Source organism: Streptomyces sp. NPDC090499, assembly GCF_044769305.1.
Lineage (GTDB): Bacteria > Actinomycetota > Actinomycetes > Streptomycetales > Streptomycetaceae > Streptomyces.
The window spans coordinates 98,850-112,899 of sequence record NZ_JBIVXP010000020.1 but is presented as its reverse complement, the minus strand read 5'-3'; the positions used below and the strand labels follow the sequence as shown (position 1 = coordinate 112,899).

Below are 14,050 nucleotides of genomic sequence, written 5' to 3'. Positions count from 1 at the left end.
CGCACGGGTCCGCTAGGAGGCATTCGCCCACCTCATCGGCGACTTGGTCCGTTTTCTTCCACCATCGCCGGTGCGTACCGATTGACACTCTTCGGTGATCCTTGGGGTCTTTTTCCATTACGCGTTCGGAGCGGGGACGTGGGGCGGGGCAGGGGCAGGGGCAGCGGGGGCAGCGGGGACAGGGGGTGGCCGGGTCAGCGGTTCGGGGGCGGCCCGTCGAGGGGACGGCCGGGGACGCCGGGGCGCTGCTGCCACGGCAGGGGGCCGGCCGGCGGCCGGTAGGCGACGCCGAGCGCGTCGAGCCGCCCGTAGTGGGCGGTCATCCGCCGCTCGAAGTCGGCGAAGTCCCGCTCCCCCGGGGCCGGCAGGGCGCTCCAGGCGACCTCGGCGAAGGCGGCGAGCCGGGGGAAGGCCTGGTAGTCCACGCGCGCGTGGTCCTCCATGACCTCGGTCCAGACGTTGGCCTGGGTGCCGAGGATCCGCCGCGCCTGGGATTCGTCCAGCTCCGCCGGAACGGGCTCGAACCGGTACACGTCCTCCAGGGTGCGGACGTATCCGATCGGCACCGGTTCGTCGGCGCCGCCGGCCTGCCGGTGGTCCAGGTACACGTACTGCTCGGGGCACATGACGACGTCGTGTCCGGCCCGCGCGGCCGCGATCCCGCCGCCGTAACCGCGCCACGACGAGACGGCCGCGCCCTCGGCGATCCCGCCCTCCAGGATCTCGTCCCAGCCGATGAGCCGACGCCCGCGCGCGGAAAGCCACTTCGCGAAGTGGCCGATGAACCACGACTGCAACTCGTCCTCGTCGGCCAGCCCGAGTTCCGCGATGCGCGCCTTGGCGGCCGGGGACGCCCGCCACTGCTCCTTGGGGCATTCGTCGCCGCCGACGTGAATGAACTCCGAGGGGAACAGCTCCAGCACTTCCTCGAACACCCCCTCGTAGAAGCGCAGGGTGTTGTCAGTGGGGGCGAGTACGTTCGGAGAGATCCCCCAGGAGTCCCAGACGGAGAGGGCGGTGGTGTCGATGACGTCGGTGTTGCCGAGTTCCGGATACGCGGCGATGGCGGCCTGCGAGTGTCCCGGCACGTCGATTTCGGGGACGACCGTGATATGCCGCTCGGCCGCGTAGGCGACGATCTCCCGGATGTCGTCCCGGGTGTAGTGACCGCCGTGCGGCTTCTCCTCCCACAGGGGTGACGCCCGATGACCGAATTTCGTGCGGCTGCGCCAGGAGCCGACCTCGGTGAGCCGGGGGTACCGCTCGATCTGGATCCGCCAGCCCTGGTCGTCCGTCAGGTGGAAGTGGAAGACGTTGAGTTTGTGCGCCGCCATGAGATCGAGGTAGCGCAGGACGCCTTCCTTGGGCGTGAAGTGCCGGGCCACGTCGAGCATGAGGCCGCGCCAGCGGAACCGGGGGGCGTCCTCGATGATCTGGTGCGGGACCCCGTACCGGATGCCGGGCCGCACGGGGGCCCGCCGGAACGCCTCCGGGCCGAGCAGTTGACGCAGGGTCTGGGCGCCCCAGAAGACGCCGGCCGGCCCGCCGCCCCGGATCTCGACGCCCCAGGTGGCGACGGCACTCAGCCGGTACGCCTCGGGCTCCAGCGAGTCGTCCAGGAGCAGCCGTACGGAGTCCCGGGCGTCCTGCGGACCCGGCCGCAGCGGCAGCCCCAGGGCCGCGCCGAGGGTGGCGCGCAGCCAGCGTTCCGTCCCCTCGGTTCCCGGGGCCGCCCACAGCGTGGTGCCCTCGTCGAACAGGACACCGCACCGCATCGGCCCCTCGACGGCGCGCGGTGCCGGAATCAGATCGGTCTCTGAAGTCACGTCAGTCACGTCAGTCCTTAACCGCTCCGCCCAGTCCGGAGACCAGGCGTCGCTGTACGAGTACGAAGAACACCAGCACCGGAATCGTCATCACCGTGGAGGCCGCCATCACGCCGCCCCAGTCGGGGTCGTCCGGCTTGAAGAACACCAGGAGCGCCATCGGCAGCGTGGACTGCGAGGTGTCGCTGATGATGAAGGACTTGGCGAACAGGAAGTCGTTCCAGGCGGAGATGAAGGAGAACACGCTCGTGGCCACCAGGCCCGGCAGGACGAGCGGAAAAAGGATCTGCCAGAGAAAGCGCGACCGGCTCGCGCCGTCGATGTACGCGGCCTCCTCCAGTGCCTGAGGCACCCCTTTCACGAACCCCCGCAGCATCCAGATCGCGAAGGGCAGCGAGAAGGCGATGTGGGGCAGGATCAGCGAGCCCAGCGTGTTCAGCAGACCGAAGTCCCGCATCTGGAAGAAGAGGGGGATGGCGAGGGCCTCCACGGGCACCATCTGGGCCACCAGAAACATGATCAACAAGGTGGTCCGGAAGCGGAACCGGAATCGGGTCACGGCGGTCGCCGCGAGAAAGGCGATCAGCGCCGAGACGATGACCACACTGCCCGCGACGACCAGACTGTTGACGAAGTAGCGGCCGAATTCCTGCTGCCCGAAGACCCGCCGGAAGGAGTCCAGAGAGGGCGAGAGGGTCCACGGCCGGGGCCGGTCCGACTCGATCTCCCCGGCCGGTCTGAAGGCGCCCAGCACCATCCAGTACAGCGGGAAGGCGACGAGTACGGCGATCGCCAGCGCCGCCCCCTCGGCCGCCAGCCGCCCCGGCCGCCGTACGAACCCGCGCACAAGATTCACGACGGTCACAGCTCCTCTCCCTGCCGGCGCAGCAGCCGCAGGTAGACCAGGGTCACGGCGAGCAGCACCAGCAGCGTGACGACACCGATGGCCGCGCCCAGCCCGTACTGCGAGGAGGCGAAGGCCTGCTGGTAGGCGTACACGTTGAGCACCAGGTTCTGCCCGGCGATGCCGCCCCCGCCGGTCATCACGTAGATCTGCGTGAAGATCTTGAAGTCCCAGATCACCGACTGGACGGTGACGACCATGAGGATCGGCCGGAGCATCGGCGCCAGCACCGACCGCCAGATCCGCCACTGCGAGGCGCCGTCCAGCGCGGCGGCCTCCAGCACCTCGGACGGTACGGCGCGGATCCCGGCGTACACGGTGACCATGACGAACGGGAAGGAGCACCACACCACTTCGAGCAGGACCAGGAAGAAGGCGGAGTAACGCCCGTACGTCCAGGAGTGGTCGCCGAGCCCGAGCAGCCGGTTCACCGGTCCGAAGTCCGGGTCGAAGAGGAACAGCCAGACCGTGGACCCGGTGACGGCCGGGGTCGCCCACGCCCCCAGCGCCGCCAGCATCAGCGCCAGCCGCGGCACCGCCCGCACCCGCGTCAGCAGCACGGCGAGCGCACACCCGACGGCAAGGGTCGACACGACACAGGCGGCGGCGAACCCGACGGTGGCCAGCAGCACGGTCCAGAACTGGTCGTCCCGGAAGACGTCCGCGTAGTTCCCGAACCCGACGAACGCGGTCGGCTCACCGCCACTGACCTGAGCCTGGGTGTACCGGAAGACCGAGATGAGCCCGAGCTGATAGACGGGGTAGACGAGCAATCCCCCGAGGACGACCAGAGCGGGCGCGAGATACAGCCAAGGGTGCCACCCGGCGCCCCTACAGGGGTGCGGGGAACTGCGCGAACAGCCCCCACGCACCCGCACCCGCGAACGAACCGCGACCCCCACCCCGTTGGGCGTCATCCGGCGGAGCCGAACGCCGCGTCCATCTTCTTCGCCGCCTCCTGCGAAGCCGCCCCCACGCTCTTCTTGCCGCTGACGACCTCCTGGAACATCGTGGGCAGCACCAGCGACGAGTCGATCTGCGACCACCCCGCCGAGGCGGGCACGAACTTCGTCCCGGCGGCCAGGGTCTGCACGAACGGCTTCACGAACGGCTCCTTCGCGGCCGCCTGGTCACGGACGTCCTTGAACGTCGGCAGAAAACCCATCGCGTCGAACATCGAAGCCTGCGTCTTCTTGGAGGTCAGCTCCTCCATCAGCCGGACGGCCAGCGTGCGGTGCGTGGTGCTCTTCAGCACCCCGATGTTGTTGCCGCCCGCGAAGGCCGGCGCGACCGAGCCGGCCGTGACCCCCGGCAGCGGCACCACCGCGTACTTGCCCTTGACGCTCCCCGCCTCCACGGCGGCATGGCTGAAGTCGCCGCCGATCGCCATGCCCGCCTTGCCCGCGGCGAACGCGGTGACCGTGTCGTTGCCGCCGAAGCCCGCGCACTTGGCGGCCGGACAGTTGTCGTCGCCGAAGAGGGACGTGTACTCCTTGATGCCCTTCTGCGCGGCCGCACTGCCGATCGCCGAGGTGTACGAGCCGCCCTTGTCCGTGGCCAGCTCGCCGCCCTCGGCCCAGATGAAGGGCATCGCACCGTAGGTGTAGGCGCCGCCGACGACCAGGCCGTACAGGCCGGGCTTCGCGGCGCGGATCTTGCGGGCGGTGGCGGCCAGCCCGGCCAGGGTGGCCGGCGGTTTCAGGCCGAGTTCCCCGAAGACGTCCGTGCGGTAGTAGAGGGCGCGGACGCCGACGTAGAAGGGGGCGCCGTAGACCTTGCCGCCGACGGTCACCGACTGTTTGGCCGTGGGGTCGGTGTCCTTCGCCTCGCTCCAGGCGGCGAAGTCCTTCGTGACGTCGAGGAGTCCGCCGTCGTGGACGTAACCGGCGGTGTCGGTGTTGCCGTACTCCATGACGTCGGGGGCCGAGGCCGGGTCGTTGAAGGCGGCCTTGACGCGCTGGGCGCGCGTGTCGACCGGGATGTACTCCACGTCGACCTTGGTGCCGCTGTGCGCCTTCTCGAAGGCGGTGACGACGGAGTCGACGACCTTCTGCTTCGGGTCGTTGCCGACCTCCTGGAAGAGCCACACCCGCAGGGTGCCGCTCTTGTCGTCCTTGTCGGAGGCGGAGTTGGAGGAGGTCTGCGGGGCGCACGCGGCGGCGAGGAACAGGGTGCCGACGAGGAGTGCGGGGACGGGGAGCTTCATGGAGTGACCCTCCGGGAGCGCGCTCAAGCACGGGAGCGTTGCAGTATGTGCAACGGCTATTTCGCTCTGCACAACACCACGGAGGCTAGGGACAACATGAACATGCCGACAAGAGGTCTCAACCACTCTGTGACCGCGTGACGCACTCCGTGCAACGCGCGGGTACGACAAAGGCCCCGGAGCACGCCAAAGCGTGCCCGGGGCCTTCGAGAGCCGAGCTGTCGAACCTGCGGGTTACTTGTCCTGGCCCTCGCCGTCGCCGCCGGCGCCCATGGATTCGTAGATCTCCTTGCACATGGGGCACACGGGGTACTTCTTCGGGTCGCGGCCGGGCACCCACACCTTGCCGCACAGCGCCACGACGGGGGTGCCGTCGAGGGCGCTCGCCATGATCTTGTCCTTCTGGACGTAGTGGGCGAAGCGCTCGTGGTCGCCGTCGCCGTGGGACACCTGCGGTGTCGGTTCTACGAGGGTCCCCGTACCAGTCCCGCGCTCGGGCTCAAGAGTGCTCATAAGTGCCAAGGGTACTGAAGCGCCCGGACAACGGTTGCGAGAAGGCCGTCCGTCAGTTGAGCGAGGGGTCGTCCGGGTAGGTGGCCACCATCGCGAGCTCGTTGCGCTGGCGGCGCAGGACCTCGCGCCAGAGTCTTTCCGGCGACGGGGAGGAGACGTCGCCGGGTTCGGACTCGACGACGTACCAGGCGCCCTCGACCAGTTCGTCCTCCAGCTGGCCGGGGCCCCAGCCGGCGTAACCGGCGAAGATCCGCAAGGAGCCGAGGGCCGAGGCGAGCAGCTCCGGCGGGGCCTCCAGGTCGACCAGGCCGATCGCGCCGTGCACCCGGCGCCAGCCGAGCGGGGCCCGGTCGCCGTTGGCCCCGCCGGGGATGACCGCTACGCCGAGCGCGGAGTCCAGGGAGACCGGGCCGCCCTGGAAGACGACCCCCGGCTCGCCCGCGAGGGAGGCCCAGCCCTCCAGGATGTCGCCGACGTCCACCGGGGTGGGGCGGTTGAGGACGACACCGAGGGAGCCCTCCTCGTCGTGGTCGAGAAGGAGCACCACCGCACGGTCGAAGTTCGGGTCCGCCAGGGCGGGCGTGGCCACGAGCAGCCGCCCTGTGAGCGAGGACACCTCGGTCATGCCTGACATGATCCCGCATCTTCCCGTCGCATGGGGAGCCAATCCGGGCCCCCGGGTGAATGCAGCCATGATTTGGAGGAGCGGCCTGATAAGGCCTCGTTCGAGGGTGGTGGTGGGAGACGGGAGGGCGGAAGGAAGCGCCCCCGGGCGCACGGTCACGAGTGGTGACCCCATGTGTCCGGTTAGGCACCGTTCGTGTTGTGACACAGCTATGACCTAGCTGGGTGGTCCGTGGGCTTACGGGAGGGGGCCGATGGGCGATTACTCTGTCTTTCCTGCCCTGCCCAACTCCATGGAACGCGAGATTCATGACCGTCAACGACGATGTCCTGCTTGTCCACGGCGGCACCCCGCTGGAGGGCGAGATCCGTGTCCGCGGTGCGAAGAACCTCGTACCCAAGGCCATGGTCGCCGCCCTGCTGGGCAGTGCACCCAGTCGGCTGCGCAACGTTCCGGACATCCGTGACGTGCGGGTCGTACGCGGCCTGCTGCAGCTGCACGGGGTGACGGTGCGTCCGGGCGAGGAGCCCGGTGAGCTGGTGCTCGATCCGACGTACGTGGAGAGCGCGAACGTCGCTGACATCGATGCCCACGCCGGGTCCAGCCGGATTCCGATCCTGTTCTGCGGCCCGCTGCTGCACCGTCTCGGCCACGCCTTCATCCCGGGCCTCGGCGGCTGCGACATCGGCGGCCGGCCGATCGACTTCCACTTCGACGTGCTGCGGCAGTTCGGCGCGACCATCGAGAAGCGCGCGGACGGGCAGTACCTGGAGGCGCCGAAGGGGCTGCGCGGCACGAAGATCCAGCTGCCGTACCCGTCGGTCGGCGCGACCGAGCAGGTGCTGCTGACGGCCGTACTCGCCGAGGGCGTCACGGAGTTGTCGAACGCGGCCGTGGAGCCGGAGATCGAGGACCTCATCTGCGTGCTGCAGAAGATGGGCGCGATCATCGCGATCGACACCGACCGCACGATCCGCATCACCGGCGTGGACAAGCTCGGCGGCTACACCCACCGGGCCCTGTCGGACCGCCTGGAGGCCGCGTCCTGGGCGTCGGCGGCCCTGGCGACGGAAGGCAACATCTACGTCCGGGGCGCCCAGCAGCGCTCGATGATGACGTTCCTGAACACCTACCGGAAGGTGGGCGGCGCCTTCGAGATCGACGACGAGGGCATCCGCTTCTGGCACCCCGGCGGCCAGCTGAAGTCCATCGCGCTGGAGACGGACGTGCACCCGGGCTTCCAGACCGACTGGCAGCAGCCGCTCGTCGTCGCCCTGACCCAGGCGACCGGCCTCTCCATCGTCCACGAGACGGTCTACGAGTCCCGCCTCGGCTTCACCTCCGCGCTGAACCAGATGGGCGCTCACATCCAGCTCTACCGCGAGTGCCTGGGCGGCTCGGCGTGCCGCTTCGGCCAGCGCAACTTCCTGCACTCCGCGGTCGTCTCCGGCCCGACCAAGCTGCAGGGCGCCGACCTGGTCATCCCCGACCTCCGCGGCGGCTTCTCGTACCTGATCGCCGCCCTCGCGGCCCAGGGCACCTCCCGCGTCCACGGCATCGACCTCATCAACCGCGGCTACGAGAACTTCATGGAGAAGCTCGTGGAGCTGGGCGCGAAGGTGGAACTCCCGGGCAAGGCGCTCGGATAGCCCTTCTCGTACGACGATGGGGCGGCCCCTGGTGGAGGGGCCGCCCCATCGTCATGTTCGGCTCGCACGCGCCCCGTGGGGGCGCTGGGGGAAGAACTGCGCGACCAGCAAGAGCGGGCCCGCAGTCACCCACGGCGCTCCAGCGGAGCGCCTGGGCTCACTTGCCCTTCGCGGATTCCTTGAGCTTCGAGCCCGCGGAGACCTTCACGCTGTAGCCGGCGGGGATGTTGATCGGCTCGCCGGTCTGCGGGTTGCGCGCGGTGCGAGCGGCACGGTGGGTGCGCTCGAAGGTCAGGAAGCCGGGGATGGTGACCTTCTCGTCGCCCTTGGAGACGATGTCGCCGACGACATCGGCGAACGCGGCCAGCACGGCGTCGGCGTCCTTGCGAGTCACCTCGGCACGGTCGGCCAGCGCGGCCACCAGCTCACTGCGGTTCATGTTGTTACTCCCGTGTTCTTCTTGCCATTGAGGCGTGCCACGCGGCGGAGCCGCATGTTGGGCCGGGACGCATCCTGCCCCCACCTGCGGCGGGAACGCCAATCCGGGTGCCGCCAATACCCTACGGGTGGGCCGAAGGGGGGGTTTCACGACGCGCCGATCGGATGGCGTGGCAAGTTTCACAAACGTTTGCCTGGGTTGGGTTTCGGGTGCGGCCCGGTGAGGGTTGCTCGCGCACTTCCTCGGGCACCCCCAAAAAACCTTCAGGCGCCCTTCGCGGCCTCCCTGACCGCGCCCGCCACCGCTCCCGCGACCTTCTCGTTGAAGACGCTCGGGATGATGTAGTTCGGGTTCAGCTCGTCCTCCGTGACCACGTCGGCGAGGGCCTTCGCGGCCGCGAGCATCATGTCCGTGTTCACCGTACGGGACTGGGCGTCCAGGAGACCGCGGAAGACACCCGGGAAGACCAGCACGTTGTTGATCTGGTTCGGGAAGTCGGAGCGGCCGGTGGCCACCACGGCGGCCGTCTGGCGGGCGATCGCCGGGTCCACCTCGGGGTCCGGGTTCGCGAGTGCGAACACGATCGCGTCGTCGGCCATGGCGGCCACGTCGTCGCCGTCGAGGACGTTCGGGGCGGAGACGCCGATGAAGACGTCGGCGCCGCGCACGGCCTCCCTGAGGGTGCCGGTGAGGTTCTCGGGGTTGGTGTTGTCGGCGATCCAGCGCAGCGGCGAGTCGGCGGCGGCGTCCACCAGGTCCTCGCGGGCGGAGTGCACGACACCGCGGATGTCGGCGACGACGGCGTTCTTCACGCCGGCCGCGAGCAGCAGCTTGAGAATGGCCGTACCGGCCGCGCCGGCGCCGGACATGACGACCCGGATGTTCTCAATTGCCTTGCCCGTGCAGCGAAGTGCGTTCGTGAGGGCGGCAAGGACGACGATCGCGGTGCCGTGCTGGTCGTCGTGGAAGACGGGGATGTCCAGGGCCTCGCGCAGCCGGGCCTCGATCTCGAAGCAGCGCGGCGCGGAGATGTCCTCCAGGTTGATGCCGGCGAACCCGGGGGCGATCGCCTTGACGATCTCGACGATCGCGTCGGTGTCCTGGGTGTCGAGGCACAGCGGCCAGGCGTCGATGCCGGCGAACCGCTTGAAGAGGGCCGCCTTGCCCTCCATGACCGGCAGGGCGGCCTTCGGGCCGATGTTGCCGAGGCCCAGGACCGCGGAGCCGTCGGTCACGACCGCAACGGAGTTGCGCTTGATGGTGAGGCGGCGCGCGTCCTCGGGGTTCTCCGCGATCGCCATGCACACGCGGGCCACGCCCGGGGTGTAGATCATGGAGAGGTCGTCACGGTTGCGGATGGGGTGCTTGGCCTGCATCTCGATCTTGCCGCCGAGGTGCATGAGGAACGTACGGTCCGAGACCTTGCCGAGGGTGACGCCCTCGATGCCGCGCAGCTGCTGCACGATCTGGTCGGCGTGGGCGGTCGAGCTGGCCGCGATGGTGACGTCGATACGGAGCTTCTCGTGGCCGGACGCGGTGACGTCGAGGCCGGTCACCGAGCCTCCGGAGGACTCCACGGCGGTGGTGAGCTGCGAGACGGCGGTTCCGCTCGCGGGCACCTCCAGCCGGATGGTCATCGAGTAGGAGACGCTGGGCGCCGTTGCCATGGCCGACTTCCTTCGTTGTTTCACCGTGTCGCTGGTTTTGCCGTCCGATCGTCGCACCTACCGCCGGGTAGGCGTTAGCCGGGCCTGATTACGTACGTATTGTTCGCGCAAAAAAGAGGCCCACGTCACAAGTGACGTGGGCCTCTTCCTACGTTCATGACACCGACCCGCCATGCTCGCCTCGCGGCAAGTGGTCGCTCGTAGCGACGAAGGTTGGGCCCGGGGGCTTGGATCGAGCCGGTGTCACGACAAGGCTAACAAACAGATCCCGCGCGGCCATTCCCGTCCGGGGACTTCACAGGAAAACCCCGGCGGAACCAGCCGAACGGGCCTGCCCCCGCGGTCCGCCGTCAGTCCCTGAGCAGGTCCGGCACCCCCGCCGCGTCCGGCACGTCCCGTTCCCCGGAGACCACCGTCAGCTGCTGCGTCGCCCGGGTGAGGGCCACGTACAGCACGCGCAGCCCGGCCGGCGACTCGTCGGCGATCTCCGCGGGCGAGACGACGACCGTGGCGTCGTACTCCAGGCCCTTGGCCTCCAGACTGCCGAGGGCCACCACCCGGTCGCCGAGCCCGGCCAGCCAGCGGGCCGCCTCGGCGCGCCGGTCCATGGCCACGACCACGCCGACCGTGCCGTCGACCAGGTCGAGGAGCCGCTCGGCCTCGGCCCGCACGGTCTTCTCCAGCGAGTCGCCCACGGCGCGGAAGCGGGGCTCGACGCCGGTGGAACGGACCGCCGAGGGCGCCTTGGAGCCGGGCATGGCGAGGGCCAGGACCCTGGCCGCGAGTTCGGCGATCTCGGACGGGTTGCGGTAGTTCACGGTGAGCTCGAAGCGGCGGCGCGGGCGGGTGCCCAGGGCCTCGTCGCGGGCCTCGGCCGCCTCGTCGGGGTCGGACCAGGAGGACTGGGCCGGGTCGCCGACGACCGTCCAGGTGGCGTGCCGGCCGCGGCGGCCGACCATCCGCCACTGCATCGGGGTGAGGTCCTGCGCCTCGTCGACGATGACGTGGGCGTACTCGACCCGTTCGGCGGCCAGCCGTTCGGCGCGCTCGCGCTGCGACTCCTCGCGCACCGGCATCAGCTCCTCCAGGCCGGTGAGCTGGTCCAGCGGGTCCAGCTCGCGCTTCTTCCGGGGGCGGGCCGGGGTGCCGAGGACGGCCTGGAGCTCGTCCAGCATGGCGATGTCGTGGACGGTGCGGCCGTCCCGCCTCAGGGAGCGGGCCACCCGGCGGATCTCGCCGGGGTTGAGGATGCGGCGGGCCCAGCGGCCGAGGCGCCGCTCGTCGGCCATCGCCGCGAGGACGGCCTGCGGGGTCAGCTCGGGCCACCAGGCGTCGAGGAACTCGATGAAGGGGTCCTCGGTGAGGATGTCCTCGTCGAAGGAGGAGCGCAGTTCGGCGGCGAGCTCCGGGTCGGTGTGCCGGCCGGCCGCGCCGGAGCGGGCCCACAGGGCGTCCAGGAGGAGCTTGCGGGCGCGGGGGCGGAGCAGGTTGACCGGGGCGGTGCCGCTCAGCGCGTTGTGCCGGATGCGGTCGAGTTCCTCGGCCTCCAGCTCCAGGCGGCGGTTGAAGGCGACGACCCTGAGCCGGGTCGGTGCACCGTTCAGCTCCAGGGCTCCGCGGGCGGCCTTGCGCAGCACCCGGAGCATCCGGGAGGAGCCCTTGGCGCGGGCGGTGGCCGGGGTGTCGTACAGGGTGGCCTCGGCGCCGTCGACGAGGGAGCCGATGGCGCGGATGGCGACCTGGCCCTCCTCGCCGAGGGACGGCAGGACGCCCTCGGTGTACGCGACGAGCAGCGGGGTCGGGGAGACGATCAGGATGCCGCCCGCGTACCGGCGCCGGTCCTGGTAGAGCAGGTAGGCGGCGCGGTGCAGGGCGACGGCGGTCTTGCCGGTCCCCGGGCCGCCCTCGACGTAGGTGACGGAGGCGGCGGGGGCGCGGATGACCAGGTCCTGCTCGGCCTGGATGGAGGCGACGATGTCCCGCATGGTGTGGCTGCGGGCCTGGCCGAGGGCGGCCATCAGCGCGCCGTCGCCGATGACGGGCAGCGTGTCGCCGTCGAGGAAGGCGGTCAGCTCGGGGCGCATCAGGTCGTCCTCGACCCCGAGGACCCGGCGGCCCTTGGAGCGGATCACCCGGCGCCGTACGACACGCCCGGGATCGACCGGGGTGGACCGGTAGAAGGGCGCGGCGGCCGGGGCCCGCCAGTCGATGACCAGCGGGGCGTAGTCCTCGTCGAGGACGCCGATCCGGCCGATGTGCAGGGTCTCGGCGATGTCGGCGGTGTTGTCGCCGCGCACCGCGCCCTCGGCGGGTTCCACGGCGGTGTAGGCGCCGTCGGGGCCCTTCTTGCCGTCCTTGCCGAGGAGCAGGTCGATGCGGCCGAAGAGGAAGTCCTCGAACTCGTTGTTGAGCCGGTTCAGGTGGATGCCCGCCCGGAAGACCTGCGCGTCGCGTTCGGCGAGCGCGCCGGGTGTGCCTACCTGGCCGCGCTTGGCCGCGTCCTCCACCAGGAACTCCGCCTCGTGGATCTTCTCCTCGAGACGGCGGTACACCCGGTCGAGGTGTACCTGTTCAACGCTGATCTCACGGTCTCGGACGGAGTCCTGGTCCGCGTCCCGGAGCGAGTCCTGGACGGAGTCCTGTGCGGCATCCCGATCCGAGCCGTGAGAGCCGACCGCGGATTGCTGAGCCTGAGCGGCCACCGGGCCCCCTTCTGACGTGCTGGGCAGCCGTCAACCGTACGCGAAGGGGACCCGTCGAAGCTACGCGCTGACCGAGACGAGCTTCTTCCCGTCGAAGGTCATGACCTCGAAGTGGTCGATCTGGTTCGGGGTGAAGGCGGCCCCGCCGTGCACGTAGAGGGGCTCCTTGGCCTTCGCCGACGCGGCGTCGGTGATGCCGTATCCCCAGGTCGGGACGGACCAGGAGGTCACCGTCTCGCGCTCGCCGTTCTTGCCCACGGCGATCAGCGAGCACTTCTTCGGGCCGGTGACGTTCTTGAGCTGGAGGACCGCGTGGGTGCCCCAGTCCTTCTTCTCCAGGGCGACGGTCGCGGTGACGTGGGTCGTCGGGTCCGTGGCCGTCTTCTTGTCGGTCATGGTCTGGAAGGCCGCCTGGGCCGGTCCCATGGCCATGTCCGCGGTGCCGCTGTCCGAGGAGCCGCTCAGCGCCACGCCGGCCGCCGTGCCGCCGGCGATCAGCACGACCGAGGCGGCCAGTGCGAAGATGTTCCGCCTGCTGCGGACCTTCCGCTTCTCGGAGACCTCGACGACGAGTTTCTCGACCATCCGCGGGCTGGGCTTCGCGGACAGCGACTCGCCGATGGACGGATTGCTTCCGGAGCCCGGCAGATCCGCCAGGGCCGCGAGCATGGGCTCCATTCCGGCCAGCTCGTCGAGCTGCTGGGCGCACCATTCGCACCCGGCCAGATGAGCCTCGAAAGCGGTTGCCTCGGCGTCGTCGAGAATCCCGAGCGCATACGCGCCGACAGTCTCGTGCTCATTGGGCACCGGAGATTCCTGCATAGCACCAGACATACCCGAACCACCTGTGCCGAACCCGCCGTGCCCCCCGTACACACTCATCACGCCGTCACCCCCCGCTCCTCCAGTGCCAGCTTCATCGACCTGAGGGCATAGAACACCCGCGAACGGACGGTGCCGCTGGGTATACCCAGCGTTTCGGCCGCCTCGTTGACGGTACGCCCCTTGAAGTACGTCTCGACGAGCACCTCCCGGTGGGCCGGGGTCAGGTCGTCGAGCGCGTCCGACAGCGTCATCAGCCACAGCGCCTTGTCGATCTCGTCCTCCGCGGGGATGACCTCCAGCGGCGACGGATCGACCTCCTGCGGCCGGGCCTGCCGGCTGCGGTGACCGTCGATGACGATGCGGCGAGCGACCGTCACCAGCCAGGGGCGTACAGATCCGGTCGCTCGATTGAGCTGGCCGGCGTTCTTCCAGGCACGGATGAGTGTCTCTTGCACGACGTCCTCGGCGCGTTGCCGATCACCGGCGACCAGCCGAAGGACATACGCAAGGAGAGGTCCGGCGTGCTCTCGGTAGAGGGCACGCATCAGCTCCTCATCAGGCTCCGAGGGCTGGGACATGCGATGTCGGGCCCTCGATCCACGTTCATTGGCCACGGCCGCATCCTTGCGCACGCCCACCTCCGGTGTCCGGGGGTTCCCCCAGTCGGTCGCTCCCCCACCGGTACGGAAGTGAC

General features: G+C 69.9%; 12 protein-coding genes. 1 reads left to right on the top strand and 11 read right to left on the bottom strand.

The window, feature by feature from the left end:
• Positions 1–194 precede the first annotated feature (194 nt).
• The 6 genes from ACIQVL_RS42905 to ACIQVL_RS42880 form a co-directional block, all read right to left on the bottom strand.
• Positions 195–1,826 carry a beta-N-acetylhexosaminidase gene (locus ACIQVL_RS42905; RefSeq protein WP_403434787.1) on the bottom strand — a complete coding sequence of 544 codons (1,632 nt, stop codon included), beginning with the start codon at positions 1,824–1,826 and terminating at the stop codon, positions 195–197.
• A gap of 10 nt (positions 1,827–1,836) precedes the next feature.
• Complete coding sequence (locus tag ACIQVL_RS42900) at positions 1,837–2,682, bottom strand: carbohydrate ABC transporter permease (protein ID WP_403434789.1); 846 nt, start codon at positions 2,680–2,682, stop codon at positions 1,837–1,839.
• Between the two features lie 5 nt (positions 2,683–2,687).
• Positions 2,688–3,647 (bottom strand): carbohydrate ABC transporter permease, encoded by a 960-nt coding sequence (locus tag ACIQVL_RS42895; RefSeq protein ID WP_403434791.1) that lies wholly within the window; start codon positions 3,645–3,647, stop codon positions 2,688–2,690.
• The gene (locus ACIQVL_RS42890; RefSeq protein WP_403434793.1) at positions 3,644–4,936 is read right to left on the bottom strand and encodes an extracellular solute-binding protein; all 1,293 of its coding nucleotides are present in this window, start codon (positions 4,934–4,936) and stop codon (positions 3,644–3,646) included. Before ACIQVL_RS42890 ends, ACIQVL_RS42895 begins: the two co-directional genes overlap by 4 nt.
• Before the next feature lie 234 nt (positions 4,937–5,170).
• Positions 5,171–5,449 (bottom strand): DUF3039 domain-containing protein, encoded by a 279-nt coding sequence (locus ACIQVL_RS42885; RefSeq protein ID WP_351718250.1) that lies wholly within the window; start codon positions 5,447–5,449, stop codon positions 5,171–5,173.
• A 52-nt stretch (positions 5,450–5,501) separates the two neighbouring features.
• The gene (locus ACIQVL_RS42880) at positions 5,502–6,074 is read right to left on the bottom strand and encodes a YqgE/AlgH family protein (RefSeq protein ID WP_217545775.1); all 573 of its coding nucleotides are present in this window, start codon (positions 6,072–6,074) and stop codon (positions 5,502–5,504) included.
• 308 nt (positions 6,075–6,382) lie between these two features.
• On the opposite strand from ACIQVL_RS42880, the gene murA reads away from it, so the two are divergent.
• Positions 6,383–7,723: a UDP-N-acetylglucosamine 1-carboxyvinyltransferase gene (murA, locus tag ACIQVL_RS42875; RefSeq protein WP_089106630.1), complete on the top strand. Its 1,341-nt coding sequence runs from the start codon at positions 6,383–6,385 to the stop codon at positions 7,721–7,723.
• Between the two features lie 157 nt (positions 7,724–7,880).
• Here murA and ACIQVL_RS42870 read toward each other — a convergent pair whose 3' ends face one another.
• From ACIQVL_RS42870 to ACIQVL_RS42850, 5 genes are all read right to left on the bottom strand, one after another.
• Entirely contained in the window at positions 7,881–8,162 is a 282-nt protein-coding gene (locus ACIQVL_RS42870; RefSeq protein WP_089106629.1) for an HU family DNA-binding protein, read from the bottom strand.
• 263 nt (positions 8,163–8,425) lie between these two features.
• Positions 8,426–9,829, bottom strand: coding sequence for an NAD-dependent malic enzyme (locus ACIQVL_RS42865; RefSeq protein WP_403434795.1), 1,404 nt, complete (start codon positions 9,827–9,829; stop codon positions 8,426–8,428).
• A gap of 350 nt (positions 9,830–10,179) precedes the next feature.
• Positions 10,180–12,531: a HelD family protein gene (locus ACIQVL_RS42860; protein ID WP_403478186.1), complete on the bottom strand. Its 2,352-nt coding sequence runs from the start codon at positions 12,529–12,531 to the stop codon at positions 10,180–10,182.
• Between the two features lie 60 nt (positions 12,532–12,591).
• The gene (locus tag ACIQVL_RS42855; protein ID WP_403434798.1) at positions 12,592–13,413 is read right to left on the bottom strand and encodes an anti-sigma factor family protein; all 822 of its coding nucleotides are present in this window, start codon (positions 13,411–13,413) and stop codon (positions 12,592–12,594) included.
• Complete coding sequence (locus tag ACIQVL_RS42850) at positions 13,413–13,934, bottom strand: sigma-70 family RNA polymerase sigma factor (protein WP_010039908.1); 522 nt, start codon at positions 13,932–13,934, stop codon at positions 13,413–13,415. The genes ACIQVL_RS42855 and ACIQVL_RS42850 overlap by 1 nt, the downstream gene beginning before the upstream one ends.
• Positions 13,935–14,050: the final 116 nt, after the last annotated feature.